This window comes from Providencia sp. PROV004 (assembly GCF_011045615.1).
Classification (GTDB): domain Bacteria; phylum Pseudomonadota; class Gammaproteobacteria; order Enterobacterales; family Enterobacteriaceae; genus Providencia; species Providencia rettgeri.
In genome coordinates, this window is sequence record NZ_CP042859.1 from 4,286,961 (window position 1) to 4,306,416 (window position 19,456).

The 19,456-nt window shown below is 43.3% G+C and carries 19 protein-coding genes; 2 read left to right on the forward strand and 17 right to left on the reverse strand.

The features are described 5' to 3' along the window. Nucleotides 1–112: 112 nt before the first annotated feature. Complete coding sequence (locus tag FVA69_RS19785) at nucleotides 113–733, reverse strand: peptidylprolyl isomerase (RefSeq protein WP_004907421.1); 621 nt, start codon at nucleotides 731–733, stop codon at nucleotides 113–115. A gap of 218 nt (nucleotides 734–951) precedes the next feature. Between FVA69_RS19785 and FVA69_RS19790 the strand changes: the two genes are divergently transcribed. After that, on the forward strand, nucleotides 952–1,551 hold the full coding sequence (locus FVA69_RS19790) for a LysM-like peptidoglycan-binding domain-containing protein (protein WP_164529241.1): 600 nt from the start codon (nucleotides 952–954) through the stop codon (nucleotides 1,549–1,551). Between the two features lie 124 nt (nucleotides 1,552–1,675). Here FVA69_RS19790 and rplI read toward each other — a convergent pair whose 3' ends face one another. The 16 genes from rplI to tsaE form a co-directional block, all read right to left on the reverse strand. Next, nucleotides 1,676–2,125, reverse strand: coding sequence for a 50S ribosomal protein L9 (gene rplI, locus FVA69_RS19795; protein ID WP_164529242.1), 450 nt, complete (start codon nucleotides 2,123–2,125; stop codon nucleotides 1,676–1,678). Nucleotides 2,126–2,163: 38 nt separating this feature from the next. Then, complete coding sequence (rpsR, locus tag FVA69_RS19800) at nucleotides 2,164–2,391, reverse strand: 30S ribosomal protein S18 (protein WP_000135199.1); 228 nt, start codon at nucleotides 2,389–2,391, stop codon at nucleotides 2,164–2,166. A gap of 4 nt (nucleotides 2,392–2,395) precedes the next feature. Beyond that, a complete protein-coding gene (priB, locus tag FVA69_RS19805) occupies nucleotides 2,396–2,713 on the reverse strand; it encodes a primosomal replication protein N (RefSeq protein WP_004907414.1) in 318 nt (105 codons plus the stop codon). An 8-nt stretch (nucleotides 2,714–2,721) separates the two neighbouring features. Next, on the reverse strand, nucleotides 2,722–3,117 hold the full coding sequence (gene rpsF / locus FVA69_RS19810) for a 30S ribosomal protein S6 (RefSeq protein WP_004905988.1): 396 nt from the start codon (nucleotides 3,115–3,117) through the stop codon (nucleotides 2,722–2,724). A gap of 155 nt (nucleotides 3,118–3,272) precedes the next feature. After that, nucleotides 3,273–4,022 (reverse strand): 23S rRNA (guanosine(2251)-2'-O)-methyltransferase RlmB, encoded by a 750-nt coding sequence (gene rlmB / locus FVA69_RS19815; protein WP_004907412.1) that lies wholly within the window; start codon nucleotides 4,020–4,022, stop codon nucleotides 3,273–3,275. A gap of 84 nt (nucleotides 4,023–4,106) precedes the next feature. Further along, nucleotides 4,107–6,575: a ribonuclease R gene (gene rnr / locus FVA69_RS19820; protein ID WP_004907409.1), complete on the reverse strand. Its 2,469-nt coding sequence runs from the start codon at nucleotides 6,573–6,575 to the stop codon at nucleotides 4,107–4,109. A 42-nt stretch (nucleotides 6,576–6,617) separates the two neighbouring features. Next, entirely contained in the window at nucleotides 6,618–7,040 is a 423-nt protein-coding gene (gene nsrR, locus FVA69_RS19825; RefSeq protein WP_004907407.1) for a nitric oxide-sensing transcriptional repressor NsrR, read from the reverse strand. Nucleotides 7,041–7,369: 329 nt separating this feature from the next. After that, nucleotides 7,370–8,671 carry an adenylosuccinate synthase gene (locus FVA69_RS19830; protein ID WP_004907406.1) on the reverse strand — a complete coding sequence of 434 codons (1,302 nt, stop codon included), beginning with the start codon at nucleotides 8,669–8,671 and terminating at the stop codon, nucleotides 7,370–7,372. Nucleotides 8,672–8,951: 280 nt separating this feature from the next. Further along, the gene (hflC, locus tag FVA69_RS19835; protein WP_109912137.1) at nucleotides 8,952–9,953 is read right to left on the reverse strand and encodes a protease modulator HflC; all 1,002 of its coding nucleotides are present in this window, start codon (nucleotides 9,951–9,953) and stop codon (nucleotides 8,952–8,954) included. Nucleotides 9,954–9,955: 2 nt separating this feature from the next. After that, nucleotides 9,956–11,161: an FtsH protease activity modulator HflK gene (hflK, locus tag FVA69_RS19840; protein ID WP_164529243.1), complete on the reverse strand. Its 1,206-nt coding sequence runs from the start codon at nucleotides 11,159–11,161 to the stop codon at nucleotides 9,956–9,958. A 100-nt stretch (nucleotides 11,162–11,261) separates the two neighbouring features. Then, the gene (gene hflX / locus FVA69_RS19845; protein WP_004907402.1) at nucleotides 11,262–12,542 is read right to left on the reverse strand and encodes a ribosome rescue GTPase HflX; all 1,281 of its coding nucleotides are present in this window, start codon (nucleotides 12,540–12,542) and stop codon (nucleotides 11,262–11,264) included. Nucleotides 12,543–12,634: 92 nt separating this feature from the next. Next, nucleotides 12,635–12,928, reverse strand: coding sequence for an RNA chaperone Hfq (hfq, locus tag FVA69_RS19850; RefSeq protein WP_004906005.1), 294 nt, complete (start codon nucleotides 12,926–12,928; stop codon nucleotides 12,635–12,637). A 107-nt stretch (nucleotides 12,929–13,035) separates the two neighbouring features. Beyond that, the gene (gene miaA, locus FVA69_RS19855) at nucleotides 13,036–13,977 is read right to left on the reverse strand and encodes a tRNA (adenosine(37)-N6)-dimethylallyltransferase MiaA (RefSeq protein ID WP_109912139.1); all 942 of its coding nucleotides are present in this window, start codon (nucleotides 13,975–13,977) and stop codon (nucleotides 13,036–13,038) included. Further along, a complete protein-coding gene (gene mutL, locus FVA69_RS19860; protein ID WP_164529244.1) occupies nucleotides 13,970–15,943 on the reverse strand; it encodes a DNA mismatch repair endonuclease MutL in 1,974 nt (657 codons plus the stop codon). The genes miaA and mutL overlap by 8 nt, the downstream gene beginning before the upstream one ends. 11 nt (nucleotides 15,944–15,954) lie before the next feature. Further along, nucleotides 15,955–17,241 carry an N-acetylmuramoyl-L-alanine amidase AmiB gene (gene amiB / locus FVA69_RS19865; protein ID WP_164529245.1) on the reverse strand — a complete coding sequence of 429 codons (1,287 nt, stop codon included), beginning with the start codon at nucleotides 17,239–17,241 and terminating at the stop codon, nucleotides 15,955–15,957. Nucleotides 17,242–17,255: 14 nt separating this feature from the next. After that, nucleotides 17,256–17,720 (reverse strand): tRNA (adenosine(37)-N6)-threonylcarbamoyltransferase complex ATPase subunit type 1 TsaE, encoded by a 465-nt coding sequence (gene tsaE / locus FVA69_RS19870; protein WP_004907392.1) that lies wholly within the window; start codon nucleotides 17,718–17,720, stop codon nucleotides 17,256–17,258. Nucleotides 17,721–18,007: 287 nt separating this feature from the next. Here tsaE and queG point away from each other — a divergent pair, with 287 nt between their 5' ends. Continuing rightward, on the forward strand, nucleotides 18,008–19,189 hold the full coding sequence (queG, locus tag FVA69_RS19875) for a tRNA epoxyqueuosine(34) reductase QueG (protein WP_110731582.1): 1,182 nt from the start codon (nucleotides 18,008–18,010) through the stop codon (nucleotides 19,187–19,189). The last annotated feature ends 267 nt before the right edge of the window (nucleotides 19,190–19,456 follow it).

Sequence of the window (19,456 nt, forward strand, 5' to 3'; positions counted from 1 at the left end):
TCTGATGACCCTTTATAGCAAGAGTAGCAATTGTGTGAAATTAACGCCATAAAAAAAGCCCCAAAGTCCAAAGACAATGAGGCTTTTTAGCTGTGAACTAAATTAACAGAAATTATAAAATTTCAAGTAATTCAACTTCAAATACTAATGTGCTGAATGGCGGGATTGATGCGCCTGCACCACGCTCACCATAAGCTAATTGATGAGGAATATACAATTCCCATTTAGAACCAACTGGCATCAGAGTCAATGCTTCAATCCAACCAGGAATAACACCACTTACAGGAAATTCTGCTGGCTGACCACGTTGTACTGAGCTATCAAACACAGAGCCATCAATTAAACGCCCTGTGTAATGAACACGTACACGGTCTGAGCGGGATGGGATAGCACCATCACCTTGGTTAATCACTGAAAATTGTAAGCCTGACTCAGTCGTTGAAACACCATCACGTTTTTGGTTTTCATCTAGGAATTTTTGGCCTTCTTCCGCTAATGCTGCCTGACGAGAGACACGGACAGCGTCGGCACGCTCATGCACTTCACGCAATGCTTTGTGCAGAGTTTCAACAGGTACCGATGGCATATTGCCTTCTAAAGCATCAACGAGACCTGCTAGGATTGCATTTGGCACTAAACCTTCTAGCCCTGACTCTAATAATTGCTGCCCAACTTGTAGACCTATGCCATAACTCGCTTGAGCTTCTACCGAATCGAAATTTTGGTTTGCCATGAAAATACCCATATGATTTTGAGAAAAACCAAGAATAGCAGCCTCACCCTTATGGGTAAACCCAAACAATGAATCTAAAGAATAAAACTGATTGATTCCCGACAAATTTATTCAGTGTTCTCTGAAAAATTCAGCTAAACGCTAAAAATGTCTAAAAAGGGTGCTAGTATGCGTATTAATACGGTCTAATTTACTCATTGCCTCATCAAGGAGGAGTGATGTTTAAACTTTCAAAATTTCATCGCTATGGTATTGCACTGCTCGCTCTAATTGTCGTGGTCACTTTTTTTTGGCCTACAAGTGATAAATCCCCCAGCGATATTGTTCAAAACCAACCGATTGTCATTCCCCCACCCACTACCCCTGAGGTCATGCCTGAATCTACTATTACACCACCAGTACCAGAGCCAGTGCCGACACCTGAAGGTAATTCCCCACTTTTACCTACTGAGCCTGAGATTATTCCAGAACCTATTGAGCCCACACCCAATGAGCCTCCAATAGTGACTTCACCAGAAAAAGCGCCTGAGCCCAAAACCACTCGCCCTTCAACTAGCGAATGGCAAAACTACCGAGTTCAAAAAGGGAAGACTCTCGCACAACTGTTTCGTGATAATAACTTACAAGCCAATGACGCTTTTATTATGGCTCGCGTAGAAGGTGCAGAAAAACCACTGAGTAATTTACGTCAAGGGCAAAAAATTCGATTAAAAGCCAATTCAAAAGGTGAAGTTCAATTATTAGAAACTACCGGTTCTGATGGAAAAACCTATAGCTTTGCGCGATTAAGCGATGGGAGTTATTACAGAACGCCTTAGTATTAGTGCAAAAACGCTTATGAAATAAAAAAAACAGATATCTAAAAAGCAAAAAACACCGGACTTAGCCGGTGTTTTTTATTTGCACCATGGATAACCCAATGATGCATATCATCATTATTGATTACTCAGCAACGATGATAACGTTCAGCTCTGCGAAAACATCGCTGTGTAACTGGAAGTGAACTTCGTGGTCACCAGTAGTACGCAGAACGCCGTTTGGCAGGCGAACTTCGCTTTTCGCGATTTGAACGCCAGCCGCAGTGATTGCGTCAGCGATATCACGAGTACCGATTGAACCGAACAGTTTACCTTCGTCACCAGCTTTAGAAGCTAAAGTTACAGAACCCAGTGCAGTAACAGCTGCTGCACGAGCCTGTGCTGCTGCCAGAACGTCAGCTAATTTAGCTTCCAGTTCAGCGCGGCGAGCTTCGAAAAATTCAACGTTTTTCTTAGTTGCAGGAACAGCTTTGCCCTGTGGTACTAAGAAGTTACGAGCATAGCCCGATTTAACGTTAACTTGGTCACCCAGGCTACCTAGGTTAGCTACTTTATCAAGCAGAATAACTTGCATTACCTTATCCTCTATTAGTCGTTAATGGACTGTACCAATTACTGATGACGATCAGTGTATGGTAACAGAGACAGGTAGCGAGCGCGCTTGATAGCACGAGCGAGCTGGCGTTGATATTTTGCACGAGTACCGGTGATACGGCTTGGTACAATTTTACCACTTTCAGTGATATAGTTTTTCAGCGTTGCGATATCTTTATAGTCGATCTCTTGAACGCCTTCCGCTGTGAAACGGCAGAACTTGCGACGACGGAAATAACGTGCCATATGGCTAGTCTCCAGAATCTATCAAATCAATCTGCTCGGCATGGAGGACAATCTTGCTGATCCCATTGCGACCCTGATGGGTACTAATGAAACCGCTTACTGTAATCCAACTGCCGACCGTTATACTGTGAGTATGAGCTTGTAAGGTTTGTCCGCTGGCGATAATGGGCATTCTGCACCATGCTTGCCTTGACAACCCCGCTTCCTGTTGCTCCGAACGATGTTCTAAAACAAACTGGCAGTGAGGAATGCCTGACGGACTCACTTTTCGAATCAATGCTTTACAGACTGTGCCTGTGAGCACCAAACGATTAGTGGTCACTTGCGCAATTACTCTTCAGAATCCCCAGTTTCTTCTACTTCTTCATCCTGATATTCATCAGACATGTCACGGCCACGACGTTCGTCTTTAGCTTTGACCATTGGAGAAGCTTCTGTTACTGCGTGTTTTAAGCGCATAACCATGCTGCGGATAACGGCATCGTTGAAGCGGAAGTTAGTTTCCAGCTCATCAATCGCTTCCTGCGGCGCTTCTACGTTCAGAAGAACATAGTGTGCTTTGTGCAGTTTGTTGATTGGGTAAGCCAGTTGACGGCGGCCCCAGTCTTCCAGACGGTGAATCTGACCTTGTGCGTTAGTGATAACAGCACTGTAACGCTCGATCATGCCCGGAACCTGTTCGCTTTGGTCAGGATGGACCATAAAAACGATTTCGTAATGACGCATTAGTAGTTGCTCCTTACGGATTATTAGCCTCCTGTCTGGGTTAACCGCGGCCCGCGGAGGCAAGGAACTTGTTGAGTGCGGCTAAAAAATTGACGCGTAACTATACCCATCCCTGATATAAAACTCAAGAGATGGATGCAATTTTACGCTAAATATTATTTTTCTACAGAAACGGATAAGCGCTGACGCACGGCTTCAAACAAGCAAACCCCTGTTGCTACAGAGACGTTCAATGATGACACAGAACCTGCCATTGGAATGCTAATTAACTCGTCACAATGCTCACGAGTTAAACGACGCATACCTTCACCTTCAGCTCCCATCACCAGAGCTATCGGGCCCGTTAACTTGCTTTGATATAAATTGTGGTCAGCTTCACCTGCCGTTCCCACAATCCATACATTGTATTCTTGTAGCAAGCGCAATGTCCTTGCTAGATTCGTCACACGAATAAGAGGAATATTTTCTGCCGCACCACAGGCCACTTTTTTCGCAGTTGCATTAAGCTGAGCGGATTTATCTTTAGGAACAATCACAGCATGAACACCTGCCGCATCAGCGCTACGTAAACATGCACCTAAGTTATGTGGGTCTGTCACGCCATCCAATACCAATAAAAATGGCGATGGTGTGCTCTCCAATAAATCAGGCAGGTCACCTTCTTGATATTGTTTACCTGGTAGTACTTTCGCAATGATGCCTTGGTGAACCGCACCTTCAGTTTGGCTATCCATCCATTGACGATTCGCCACTTGAACGACGACACCTAATGCTTCAATTTCATGCACCAACGGCATTAATCGGCGATCTTCACGACCTTTCAGAATATAGACTTCTTTGATGCGTTGCGGTGAACGCTCCAGTAAGGCTTTCACTGCGTGAATGCCATAAATCATTTCGCTCATAAATTTCTTATTTATATAAATAGTAAAGTGGCGCTAATACGCCACTTTGGTTAATAACGATGGTTAATAACTACAGCAATACCATTATCCCTCTTGTTTTTGGGATTTTTTTGCAACTCGTTTAGCTTTTAATTTTGCTGTAATTTTTCTGGTTTTATCAGACGGTTTTTTGCCTTTTCCTTTCCCTTTCGCCTCGGGCTTAGCTTCAGCTTTTTTCCCTTTTTTCTCTGAGCGGCGAAATGCAGAATCAGGCTCGAAGTTTTTATCTTTGCTCGCATCCGCTTTTCGACGAGCTGGACGCGTCGCGTTTTTCACTTCTTGCTTCATTTTGTCCCGCGCTGTTTTACCCGGGTTTTTCGCTTTACGAGTAGTTGAAATTAAAGCGAAATCAATGGTGCGCTCATCCATATGCACAGCTTCGACACGAATTTCCACTTCATCACCAAGACGGTAAGTGGTACCTGATGACTCACCAATTAAACGCTGACCGACCGCATCATAACGGTAGTAGTCATTATCCAACGTTGAAATATGCACTAAACCATCAATAAATAAATCATTAAGACGCACAAAGAAACCAAAACCAGTGACGCTTGTGATTAAACCTGTAAAGGTTTGGCCAACTTGGTCTTGCATGAAATCACATTTAAGCCAGTCAGCCACATCACGCGTCGCTTCATCCGCACGGCGCTCAGTCATTGAACAGTGCTCACCAAGCTGTAACATGCTATCCATATCTGAATGCCAGCCACCTGTTTCCGTCCAGCGCTTATCTGAATGACCATGTTCTTTCGCCAGTAAATATTTTATCCCACGATGTAACGTCAGGTCAGGATAACGACGAATTGGTGATGTAAAGTGAGCATACGATTTCAAACCTAAGCCAAAGTGCCCGCGGTTTTCAGGATCATAAATCGCTTGTTTCATCGAACGTAAAATCATGGTTTGCAGTAATTCATGGTCAGGGCGCTCAGCCACTTCATTCATTACCTGCGCATAATCTTTCGGCTCTGGCTTCATTCCACCCGGTAGGGTCAACCCTAATTCACTGAATACTGAGCGTAAATTCATCACGCTTTCTTCTTTAGGACGGTCATGCACACGGTATAAAGCAGGCTCTTCGTTTTTCTCAACAAACCGAGCCGCCGCAATATTAGCCAAAATCATGCACTCTTCAATCAATTTATGTGCATCATTTCGCTCAACCGGTTCGATACTTTCAATACGGCGTTCTGCGTTAAAAATAAATTTCGCTTCTTCGGATTCGAAGGAAATTGCACCACGCTCAATACGTGCAGCATCCAGTGCTTTATATAATTGGTGCAGATGCTCAATATGCGGCACTAAGGCTTTATAATGCTCACGCAGCTCTTCGTCTCCTTCCAAGATTTTCCACACTTTCGTGTAAGTTAACCTTGCATGAGAGCTCATAACCGCTTCATAGAACTTGTATGACGAAAGCTTACCGGATGCCGATACTGTCATTTCACACACCATACACAGGCGGTCAACACCAGGATTCAGTGAGCACAGGCCGTTCGATAAGACTTCCGGGAGCATAGGAACAACTTGAGATGGAAAATATACCGAGTTACCGCGACTACGAGCTTCTGTATCTAGAGCTGTTTGCGGACGGACATAATAGCTGACATCCGCAATCGCCACCCATAAGCGCCAACCACCGCCTTTTTTCGGTGCACAATAAACCGCATCATCAAAGTCGCGGGCATCTTCGCCATCAATGGTCACTAAAGGGAGATCACGTAAATCAACGCGCCCTTTTTTTGCAGACTCAGGGACATGCTCACTCAGGTCCGCAACTTGTTTTTCAACTTGTGGTGGCCATGAATGTGGAATTTCATGGGTACGTAAAGCGATCTCTACCGCCATACCTGTTCCCATTGTTTCGCCTAATACTTCAATGATATTCCCCACCGCTTGCGAGCGACGTTGTGGGCGGGTGACTAATTCAACCACCACCACATTTCCCATACGAGCGCCAAGGACGCGATCTTTCGGAATCAAAATATCAAAGCTTAAACGGCTATCATCCGGTACGACAAACCCCATACCCGATTCAATAAAATACCGGCCAACAATTTGGTTATTACGCGGTTCTAACACACGAACAACACGAACCTCTGTCCGCCCCTTACGGTCTTGCCCATAAGGTTGCGCTAGAATAACGTCACCATGTAGGGCGCGTTTCATTTCGTCTTGAGATAAATAGTAATCTTCTTTTTTACCCTCAACACGCAGGAAGCCGTAGCCATCACGATGGCCAATCACTTTCCCTTTTAATAAGTCTAAACGCTCCGGTAATGCATAACACTGACGGCGAGTGAAGACTAATTGCCCATCCCGTTCCATGGCTCTTAACCGACGACGCAGTGCCTCTAATTCATCTTCTGTCGATAAATTCAATAATTGTGCGATTTCTTCGCGATTAGCGGGTGCAGTACGCTTCGAGATAAGGTCAAGAATGTATTCTCGACTTGGAATTGGGGACTCGTATTTTTCTGCTTCTCTTTCCTGAAAAGGATCTTGTGACATCGTTACCTCCGTTGTCATCAGAATTCATAACTACCGCAAATGCTAGTCAAGCAGTAGTTGATAGAGCGGGCTGTTATCTTTCACCATGTCCGCCAGCGTGTATTGATCAAGTTCTTGTAAAAACTGCTGTATTGCTTGGTGTAGCACACCTTTTAAACGACACGCAGGTGTAATGTGGCAAAATTCGCCACTACAATTAACAAGAGTCAGGGGCTCTAATGCTCTGACAACGTCCCCTATACGAATTGATTCCGCTGGTTGTCCTAGTGTAATCCCGCCATTTTTGCCACGAGTGGCTTTAATATAACCTAGGTGACTGAGCTGATTAATAATTTTTACCATATGGTTACGCGATACACCGTAAACCTCGGTGACCTCTGTAATACTGGTCATTTTCCCTTCACCTAGGGATGCCAGGTAAATAAGAGCTCGTAACCCATAATCTGTAAAACTAGTCAGTTGCACAATCACCTCAAAATTTTAGCTATAACGCTGTTGGCCGCAAATCATTGGCCTAAAAAATGCGACTCATTTTAAAATTCACGCTTGCTATTTCTAACCCAACACTTTCAGTTTTCTGAACAAAATATAGCATGCTAATAAATTATATGTCGTTAAATAAAGTTTAACGTATAACACAAGTCAAATATGCACTTAATTGCACATAATTTGCACACAAAAGTGACTTGATTCAATCATTATGGGGAATTTTGACTGTTTTATCAAAGAAGCTGCATAGTGGAAGGAGGTAAAGCAGTAAAAAACTGCGCCTGTATTAGGCGCAGTCAGTGTTATTACTCAACGTCAAATGGATCACGCAGGATCATGGTTTCTGAACGATCTGGACCGGTTGAAATAATATCAACTGGAATACCCGTTAATTCTTCAACGCGTTTGATGTAATTCAGAGCTGCTTGTGGCAGTAATTCTCTTTGTTTCACACCAAAAGTTGTTTCTTTCCAACCTGGCATTGATTCATAAACTGGCTCTAAGCCATCCCACTCATCAGCAGCTAAAGGCGTTGTTTCAAGCACTTTGCCATCTGGACGACGGTAGCCTACGCAGATTTTGACTTCTTCTAAACCGTCTAAAACATCCAGTTTAGTCATACAGAAGCCTGACAGTGAGTTAATTTGTACCGCACGATTAATCGCAACGATATCTAACCAACCAGTACGGCGTTTACGACCCGTAGTTGCACCAAATTCTTGGCCTTTTTCACGCAGGAACTCACCCACTTCGTCAAACAGCTCAGTTGGGAATGGACCTGCACCAACACGCGTTGAGTAAGCCTTGATGATACCTAATACGTAGTTGACATAGCGAGGGCCTAAACCAGAACCTGTCGCTACACCACCAGCGGTCGTATTTGAAGAGGTTACATAAGGATAAGTTCCGTGGTCGATATCTAATAATGTCCCTTGTGCACCTTCAAACATCACTAATTCATTCTTCTGATTTGCTTTATATAGCAGATCAGAAACATCAATTACCATGCCAGTCAGGATATCCGCTACAGCCATAATATCATCTAACGTTTTTTGGTAATCTACAGCAGGTTCTTTATAATAATGAACAAGTTGGAAGTTATGGTATTCAACGATTTCTTTTAATTTTTCTGCAAACGTGGCTTTATCAAACAAATCACCAACGCGTAGACCACGACGTGCAACTTTATCTTCATAAGCAGGACCAATACCACGACCTGTTGTTCCAATCGCTTTGGAACCACGTGCTTTTTCACGCGCATTATCTAATGCGATATGATAAGGCAGGATCAGTGGGCATGCTTCAGAAAGACGTAAACGTTCCCGAACAGGAACACCGCGGTCTTCCAATTCTTTCATCTCTTTCATTAATGCGTCTGGCGCTAAAACAACACCATTAGCAATAATACTGATGACATTTTCACGAAGAATACCGGATGGAATTAAGTGGAGAACGGTTTTTTCACCGTTTACAACAAGAGTATGGCCAGCATTATGGCCGCCCTGATAGCGAACTACGTATTTAGCACGCTCTGTCAGCAAGTCAACGATCTTGCCCTTCCCTTCGTCACCCCATTGGGTGCCCAGTACGACAACGTTCTTACCCATTTTGAAATACACTCGGTTGCTTAAAAATGAATTCTACCATCAAAAATGAACTGTTCCAGTGATATTTTGGCAATACAAAAATTTTTTTCTGGAAAGCAAGTAAAATGGTATTTTTTATTTCTGCCGTAAACTCAAAATGAATGCCATCAGTTGAGCAGCTCAAATTTTCCCTGAAAAATCTTATACTTAAAACGACAGGCGAAAAAAAGCCCACCGAAGCGGGCTTTTCTTTAATAGATTAACAGTTATTTTGCTAGGTTGCACGCAACTTAGCTTGTTATTAATCTGTCGCGCGAAGCTTAGTTGGTGCCTTCATAAAGCGGAAGAAGTCAGTGTCTGGACTCATGACCATCACGTCATCACCACTCTTAAAGCTTTGTTCATAAGCACGTAAGCTACGAATAAACGCATAGAACTCTGGGTCTTGGTTGAATGCATCAGCAAACAATTTTGTTGCCATCGCATCACCTTCACCTCGGTAAGTCAGTGCGGTACGCTCCGCTTCAGCCAACGTTTCTGTTACTGTTTTATCTGCAACAGCGCGGATCTTAGTCGCTTCTTCTTGACCTTGTGAACGGTGTTGACGTGCAACTGCTTCACGTTCTGCACGCATACGCGCATAAATAGCTTCAGAAACTTCGTTTGGTAGCTCGATACGTTTAATACGTACGTCGACAACTTCAATACCTAACGCCGCCATACTGTTTGCATTCACAACCAGTGGCTTCAGGTTTGTTTCTTCTTCAACACGTTTTGCTGCATCCGCAATCGCTGCATCCGCTTCTTTGGTTGCATCGTCAGTTGCTGTACCTTTGTTCAAAGCATCACGGACATCAATGGTCAAACGGCCACGTGAGTCAGTAATGATATCTTTTACGCTTAAGCGACCAAACTCAGAACGTAAACGGTCACTAAATTTACGTTTTAACAGGGTTTCCGCTTGGAATGGATTACCACCGCCAGTCGCTACATAGTAACGACTGAAATCAGTAACGCGCCATTTCAGGTAGGAATCCACCATTAAGTCTTTGTTTTCACTTGTCAGATAGCGGTCAGCCTGAATTTCCAGTGTCTGAATACGTGCATCCAACATTTTTACCGTTTCAATAAATGGTACTTTGAAATGCAGACCCGGCTCATAAATGATCGGTTTGTTTTCAGAATCACGCAGAACCTTACCAAAACGCAAGACAATGCCGCGATCAGTTTGAGGAACAATAAAGATAGATGCGTATGCGACTGCCAAAATGGCCAGAACGATAACAATTAGCGATTTACGCATGATTATTGTCTCCCTACTCTAACTGCATCACCACGAACAGCACTGTTTGGCTGAGCTGATGTTGCGCCATTAGATGACGCGTTATTATTTGGCGTCGCCATTCTGGCTGATGGACTGACTTTCGGTGCTGATGTAGCGTTCGTATTAGCACCACGCATGATTTGATCAAGCGGCAGCACTAACATGCTGTTGCTCTTATCATTTGCTATCACTTTACGTGTATTACCTAATACACGTTCCATCGTTTCGATATATAGACGTTCACGGGTAATCTCAGGTGCAGCACGATATTCAGGCAACATTTTTGCAAAACTTGCCACCTCACCCTCTGCTTTGAAGACCACACTGGCTTTATAAGCTTCAGCTTCTTCAATTAAGCGTTGTGCGTTACCTTTTGCCAGAGGAAGAACTTCGTTTCGATAAGCATGTGCTTCACGAATGGTTTTTTGTTCTTCTTCCCTTGCTGCAATTACATCATCAAATGCGGCTTTAACGTCTTCAGGCGGACGCGCTGCCTGGAAGTTGACGTCAAGCAGTGTGATACCCATTTTGTATGGCGCAATTGTTGCTTCGAGCTCTTTCTGTGTAACATCACGGATAAAAGCACGATTCGTAGTCAGTACTTGCTCCATCGCAGACTGACCAATTACACCACGCACAGCACTATCTAGCGCCTGACGCAGACTATTGTCTGGGTTTGTGACACTAAATAAATATTGCGCAGGGTCGGTAACACGATATTGAACGTTCATTTCAACGCGGATCACGTTTTCATCTGACGTTAACATCATGCCATTTGTCGCTTGTTCACGTACGGTTTCTACGTTGACAGGAATAACTCTATCAATGAAGGTTGGTTTCCAGTTCAAACCAGGCCCAACAACACCACTATATTCACCAAAACGTAATACTACGCCACGGTCACTTTCTTTGATGGTGTAGAAGCCTGAACCTGCCCATACAACAACGATAGCAGCAAGAACTAACATACCTAAACGGCCGCTGATTTGTGATGGTTGTTTATTATCGCCATCACCACCGCTGCCTTTATTTCCACCAAGCTTGCTGCCTAGTTTACGAAAGAGATCGTCGAGATCATAAGCCCCACGTTTTCGACCACCTTTGTTCCCGCCAGAGTTGCCGCCTTTATTGCCGCTTCCCCACGGATCGCGGTCTTGTCCGTCATTACCGGGCTGATTCCACGCCATGTTTTAGCTCCATTCTTTATGATTGATTTTCAGGGCTAAGAGCGATAGGGCTCTTAATATCAATTCCATTGCCTAACTACATCATTAATCACCAAAACAATTAAATAACGTAGTCAGGTAATTGCTGCTCTTGTTTGCACAGACGCCGCCAATCCACCATTGGCATACGCACCTCAAGGCCAATTGAGCCGTCTTCTTCCTGCCATTCACGTTCGATTGACTGAAGTTGATAGAAACGGCTACGTAAACGGCCTTCATTCGGTGGTAAACGCAATTCAACATGTGCGATTTCACCTGAAAGACGTTCCGTCAATGCCTGTAGCAGCAATGAGATACCATCGCCCGTTTGCGCTGAAACCCAGACACGAACCGGCTTGTTATCCTCATCTCTGTCAATACGCGGGACAAAATCCTCCAGCATATCAACTTTGTTCATCACTAAAAGTGTTGGTATTTCATCCGCTTCGATTTCTTCTAACACACTTTCAACTGCATGAATATTTTCATCCAAGCGATTATCAGCTGCATCGATAACGTGCAGCAGTAACGTTGCTTCACGTGTTTCTTGCAGGGTTGCTTTAAAAGCTGCAACCAAATCATGGGGTAAATGACGGATAAAACCCACAGTATCTGCAAGAACGACAACACCAACATCTTCTACATCAATACGACGAAGTGTTGGGTCAAGTGTTGCAAATAACTGGTCAGCAGCATAAACATCAGCGGCCGTCATGCGGTTAAACAAACTAGACTTACCAGCGTTGGTATAACCGACAAGCGAAATGGTCGGGATATCAGCCTTACTTCTCGCTTGACGCCCTTGTTCACGCTGTTTTTCCACCCGACTAAGACGAGATAAGATTTGTTTAATTTTATCTCTTAATAGCCGGCGGTCAGTCTCAAGTTGAGTTTCACCGGGACCTCGTAAGCCAATCCCGCCTTTTTGTCGCTCTAAGTGCGTCCATCCCCTCACTAAGCGAGTCGATAAATGCCTTAACTGAGCCAATTCAACTTGAAGCTTACCTTCGTGTGTACGTGCGCGTTGAGCAAAAATATCTAAAATTACCCCTGTACGGTCAACCACCTTACATTGGCAAATCCTTTCGAGATTACGTTCTTGAGCAGGGCTTAGAGTATGATTAAACAACACCACATCTGCACCACTTTCCTCAACAGCTTGGGCGATTTCTTCTGCTTTACCTTCCCCAACAAAAAACTTTGGATGAGGGGCTTTACGACTGCCCGTGACTATTTGTACTGGTTTTACGCCAGCAGATGTCACAAGTGACTCAAATTCTGCCAGATTATCAACATCTTTTTCTTGAGAAAAAAAGACATGGACTAATACAGCTAGTTCACCGCCTTCATACCTATCAAACAAGGTGTAACCTCTTAGGCTAAACAATAATTGCAAAGGAAAAACACAGGTACAGTCTCCCTACCCATGCTTTCCTTGTCTTTTAGCGTACAAACTTACTCAGTTACTTCGCCATCTTGCGCTGCAGGGTTACCTGAATGGTAATTACCATTGCCAGTGCTACCCGCAGTACCGCTATGATGAGAAACAGGGCGAGCAGGGACAACAGTCGAGATAGCGTGCTTATAAACCATCTGGCTAACTGTGTTTTTTAATAAAATGACAAATTGGTCAAAAGACTCAATTTGCCCCTGCAATTTGATGCCATTAACGAGATAAATAGAGACCGGAACCCTTTCACGACGTAATGCGTTCAGGAACGGATCTTGCAAAGATTGCCCCTTAGCCATTCTATGTTTTCCTTATTTTGTTGTTTTTAAAAGAGAATCTTTTAGATTCCAAAAAGTAACTACTCAAAAATTGCGCTTAACGTTCTAATTGTACACAAACATCAGTCCTATGCACGCATAACCTGCATAACGGTGCTAAGCGCTTGCTGAGGTTGTTCACTATCTAACCAATGAACATTCTCCCAGCCTCTTAACCAGGTAATTTGACGTTTTGCCAATTGGCGAGTTGCACAAATTCCCCGATAAATCATTTCATCATGGCTAATTTCACCATCTAAATATGACCACATTTGCCGATATCCCACACAACGGATTGAAGGGAGGTCAACATGTAAATCATTTCGTTGATGCAATTTGCGAACTTCTTCTTCAAAACCCGCATCTATCATCAGATGAAAACGTTGTTCTATGCGCTCATGTAAAATTTTACGATCTTGTGGCGCAATAGCAAACTGAAACACATTATAAGGTAATTCTTCCCCAGCTGTTTGTGTCATTTCAGTCAAAGTTTGTCCCGAAATGAGATATACCTCTAAAGCACGGGATAATCTTTGTGGATCGTTAGGGTGGATCCTTGCCGCGGCAACTGGGTCAGCTTCAGTAAGACGACGATGAATTTCTCCCCATCCTTGTTCTTTCGCAATGTGTTCAATTTCAGCACGAACTGTTGGGTCAGCTGAAGGAAGTGGTGAAAGTCCTTCTAATAAGGCTTTAAAATACAACATAGTGCCGCCAACTAATAACGGAATTTTACCTTGTGAGGTAATTTCAGCCATGGCATTTAATGCGTCACGGCGAAAATCGGCAGCGCTGTATGGTAGAGACGGATCGAGGATATCAATCAGACGATGGGGAGCTTGGCTGAGTTCTTCCGCTGTTGGTTTTGCTGTGCCAATATCCATTCCTCGGTAAATTAATGCCGAATCGACACTAATAATTTCCACAGGCAAATGCTTGCGAAGTTCGATCGCCAAAGCGGTTTTACCTGAGGCCGTTGGACCCATTAGGAATATTGCGTCAGGTTTTTTCTGAGTTGCTAAATCACTCATTTGTTAGTGTAGCTACCACGGATTGTAAATTAATTAATTGTAATAATGTTGGTGGGGGATTTTTTACCCACTGAGGGCATACCCGCTCAACATCAGCCAGCAACTGAACAGCCTGTGCTAAACTCCAACTTTCTTCTGTTTTAACCTGTGAAACTGCTTTAGCGAGCCATTGTGTAATCTCTTCGTCAGTGACACTTTCTTTTCTCGATAAAAAATCGAGTAGTTCAGAAAAAAGCTGTGATAAATTTTGTGTTCTTAATGGTAACGATACCGTATGAATTGTTACTTTTCCATGTAATATCGTGGCTTCGATACCAAATATTGTCAATTGTTCCTTGTACCGCTGTAAAACCTCTATTTCATCATTTTTAAGTGACACTTTTAGAGGTATTAACAATGGCTGAGGCTTTAAGGCTCCGCCACCCGGTGACAATTGTGACAATTTCAATAAATAATTAGCTTCCGTTAAGGATAACAGGATTAGCCCCAACGAAGACTCAATTAATGCAAAGTTTTTTGCGTAAATTGTCAATACCTTGCCAAAAAGGTAGTTATCCGCATTTTTTGCTACAGGTTGTGACGATATTGGTGGCGAGTTTATCGGTTTACGCTCAGGAAAAAGCGGTTTTTTATCTTCAGAGGCAACGGGAATTGACATTAAGCTCTGATACAGCTCACCCGCTTTTTTGTCATACGTTGAACCAAACGTTTTTGCTGGCGCATTTTCTGAAAAACCTGACGTTGTCTTCGGTGAAGAAAAAGCGTGATTTGCGGCACTATCCTTTAAGTGGCTGGGCTGGTCATAAGGTATTTTAGACTCTCGAACGGTATTTTCAATGAGCGTATGATTTTCTGTCTTATGTTGCTGCTTGGGAGTCACGTTTGGTGAAGAAAAATAGTTTTCCCCCGCAGAAGGTCGATTTTCTAACTCTATATTTGCTGGTTCAATACCCGGAAGCTCATCAATAGATGCAGCTTCTAATAATACCGTTCGTACCGCTTGATAAATAAAATCATGTACCAAGCGAGCTTGGTGAAAACGAACCTCATGTTTTGCTGGGTGTACGTTAACATCAACTTGTTTTGGATCAATCGTCAAATACAAGACATAAGCAGGCTGTTGGTTTTCGTCTAAATGCCCTTCATAGGCTTGGCGAATAGCATGGTTAATCAGGCGGTCACGCATCATACGGCCATTAACATAGCAATATTGCGTTTCGCTACCTGATGTCATTGATGGAGAAACAACCCACCCTTTGATAGCAAGGTCGCTATGTTCCCAAGATAACGCCAAAGCGCCTTGCAGAAAACCCGTACCGCAAATCGTCCCGAGACGCCGCTCTTGCTGCGCTTCATCATGAGCGGCTCGATATTGCTTTACTAATTTCCCGTTGTGAGTCAGGTTAATAGCCACATCAGGACGAGAAAGTGCAATTCGGCGAACAAGTTCATCAATATGGCCGAACTCGGTTTTTTCTGTGCGCATAAATTTACGGCGAGCTGGCGTATTATAGAATAAATCTAATACTTCAACCGTTGTGCCATTGGGATGCGCTGCAGGTTTAACCATCACCTCCATATCCCGGCCTTCGGCATATGATTGCCATGCTTCTGTTTGGTCTGCGGGCTTGGATGTCAATGTTAAACGTGAAACGGAACTGATACTCGCTAGCGCTTCACCGCGAAACCCCATACTCATAATAGCTTCAAGGTCATCCAAAGTGGCAATTTTACTGGTCGCATGGCGAGCTAATGCGAGAATCAGTTCATCTTTACCGATACCACAGCCATTATCACGAATACGGATCAGTTTTTCTCCACCACGCTCAATGTCGATATCAATACGCGTTGCCCCGGCATCAAGACTGTTCTCAACGAGCTCTTTAACCACTGACGCAGGCCTTTCGACCACTTCTCCTGCCGCAATTTGGTTGGCTAGCTGTGGGGAGAGAATATGTATTGCCATGTCTTCCCCCCTTATTGTGGTGCCGCTTGTATTGGATTCGCCAAGAAATATTGACGTAATCCTAAATGGATAGCTTCTGCGACTTTGTCTTGGAATTCATTAGATTTTAGCAACTGTTCTTCTGCCGTATTACTAATAAAACCAGTTTCGACTAAAATCGATGGGATATCTGGGGAGCGCAATACACCTAAACTTGCATGCTCAGGTGTTCTTTTATGAATATTACCCACTTTTCGCAGCTGTTCGATCACTTTAACCGCAACATCGTACCCCACACGCTGAGAATGGCCGAATTGTAGATCTAAAACAGCTTGGCTTAAATAAGGGTCCGCACCACTAAGCGCATCACCCGCCCCACCTAATAATTCAGATTGTTTTTCACGTTGTTCGAGCCAACTACCCAGCTCACTGTTTGCACGTCGATTAGACAATACCCACACTGATGCTCCTCGTGCACTGCTATTCGGAGCCGAATCTGCGTGAATTGACACCAACATATTAGCCCCTTTCTTACGTGCCACATCAGAACGGCCACTAACGGAAATAAAATAGTCTCCATCACGTGTCATCGCAGGTTTAAACATTGGGTCGGCTTCAAGACGTTGGTATAACTTACGTGCAACACTAAGAGTCACATCCTTTTCTTTATAACCATTCTTACCAATCGCACCAGGGTCTTTTCCACCGTGCCCTGCATCAATCGCAATAACTACCTGCTTGCTGCCCTTCGGCATATTTTTATATTTAGTCGGTGTTGGCGTGGCAACAGGTGCAGGATTATTCATCTTCAATGGTTTATCTTGAGCGCTATTTGCCGCTGCTTTAATCGTATTATTGGTTTGATTAAAGGAAGTAGAACCGGATGAATTTCCCGTCGATATCGTTAATACCAACTGATATTCACCTGAAACTTGTTTAAGTACTGCTTTCGTTTTAGCTGCACGAGATAGCTCTAAAACTAAGCGTTTGTGTTGATTATCAGAAGGTTGGCTTGCCCGTACTAGTTTTACAAGATCCCCTGCGGGAACTTTAAGCGGTAGGCCAATAATCTCGCCTCGCTGTTTGATATCAACAACAAGGCGCTCAGGTGAATGCAATGGGAAATAGGAGTAATCAGGCTTACCATCAACAAAGCTTAGTACCACTTCTGCTTGTGATGGACTATTGTTAACTTGAATATTCGATAATGTTGCCGCTTGTGTTTTTGCAGCAAACAGCCACATAACGGATACCATAAACAAGACGAAAACAGTAAAAAAACCCTTTTTTGTTATTCTGTGCATTGATGCATTCAACATGAGCAATAGCTTCCTTAGAGTAGGGGTAATGCTTCTAACAACGACTCCCCATTGGCAGAAAAAGCAACAAAGTGAGCCTGACGCCCTTCGCCTTGATAGGTCAGATGGAGCTCAAGATCCGCTTCAGGTAAAAAACCTTTACCTTGTTGCGGCCATTCGACCAAACAGATCGAATTTCCAGAAAAATAGTCACGAATTCCCATAAATTCAAGTTCTTCAGGATCGGCTAACCGATAGAGATCAAAGTGGAAAACTTGACGATCTGCTAATTCATAGGGTTCAACCAATGTGTAAGTTGGACTTTTTACATGGCCTTGATGACCTAGCGCTTGTAAGAAACCTCGGCTAAAGGTGGTTTTCCCTGCACCAAGATCACCGTATAAGTGAATCACAGTGCTTTGATGGCAAGCCTTAGCGATAGCATTACCTAACGCAACAGTTTGCGCTTCATTGGCAAGTTGTATTGTACATTCTTTCATATTGTTCTTTTATTATGTCATTAATAGGCGGTGTCGCCTGTTTATCCTTTAAATGCATAGTTTATATTGCTGATCAAAATGCATAAAGAGATATCAACAAACATCAATATTACCGCTTATATTAACCTAAGATGGGGCTTTTTTCTTAATTAACATTGCTTGAATGATGAGTTCAGAAATATCCTATAATTGTTCTCAATATTGACGGTATTTTTCATGCATTTTGATGAACAACGCAGGTCATGATAGAGTGCCTGCCGTTTTAATCTTTATCAAGATAGGATCTGATGGCAAGATACCTCGATCTCGATCTTCTCGCTCAGAATATTAAACAATGGGGCATTGAAGCAGGTTTCCAACAAGTAGGGATCTGCGATACTGACCTTTCTGCGGAAGAGCCCAAATTACAAGCATGGCTAGACAAACAATTTCATGGCGAGATGGAATGGATGAGCCGCCATGGAATGATGCGAGCCAGACCACACGAACTGCACCCAGGCACGTTACGTGTCATTAGTGTGCGTATGAATTACTTGCCCGCCAAAGCCGCATTTGCCAGTACATTAAATAACCCCGAATTAGGTTATATCAGCCGTTATGCCCTAGGACGAGACTACCACAAGCTATTAAAAAAACGCCTAAAACAACTTTCAGATCGTATTTTAGACTATTGTCGTGAATTTAACGGAGTGATACTGCCCGATGGCACCAGTAGCGATGATCTTAATTTTCGACCTTTTGTCGATTCCGCTCCAATCTTAGAACGCCCTCTTGCAGTTAAAGCAGGTTTAGGATGGACAGGGAAACATTCATTAGTCTTAAATCGTGAAGCAGGATCTTGGTTTTTTCTCGGTGAGTTATTGATTAACTTACCCGTTCCTGTTGATAAACCTGTCGAAGAAGATTGTGGTCGCTGTGTTGCTTGTATGACAACCTGCCCAACAGGTGCGATTGTTGAACCTTACACCGTCGATGCAAGACGCTGTATTTCTTATCTCACAATCGAGCTAGATAGTGCTATCCCAGAAGAATTTCGTCCACTCATGGGAAATCGGATCTATGGTTGCGATGACTGCCAGCTCATTTGCCCGTGGAACCGTTTTTCCCAGCTTACTGATGAAGATGATTTTAGTCCAAGAAAGGACTTACATACACCAGAGCTACTTGACTTGTTCTCATGGGATGAAAAAACCTTTTTAAAGGTGACCGAAGGCTCTGCAATCCGCCGCATTGGTTATATTAAGTGGCTGCGAAATATCAGTGTGGCACTAGGTAATGCACCTTATCAAGACCGTATTGTACTGGCTTTACAAAATAGATTGGGGATCAACGAAATGCTAGATGAGCACTTCCAATGGTCTATACAACAACAGCTTAACCGACGCGATGCAAACCAAGTCACAATTCAAACTTCACAGCAAAAACGCCTTGTACGCGCTATTAACAAAGGTTTACCGAGAGACGCCTAGAAAAAAGCCTGCTATATATCCGGAATGAAGAATTGTCAAATTGATGTGAATAAAATAAAAAATGCTTACCTGACAATAGGTAAAGAATTTGCAAGCTGTGCTAGCCTCATTTTGACAAAATAATTCACAGACCAATAAAATCAACAAGTTATAATAATACAACTTAAACGCTAGAATTAAATAGCACAGCAGGAATTTGTTAATTAGCCTGTGGATAACTCTGTGTAATAAGTTATTTCAAATCGCAATAAAAACTCAGATTGATTG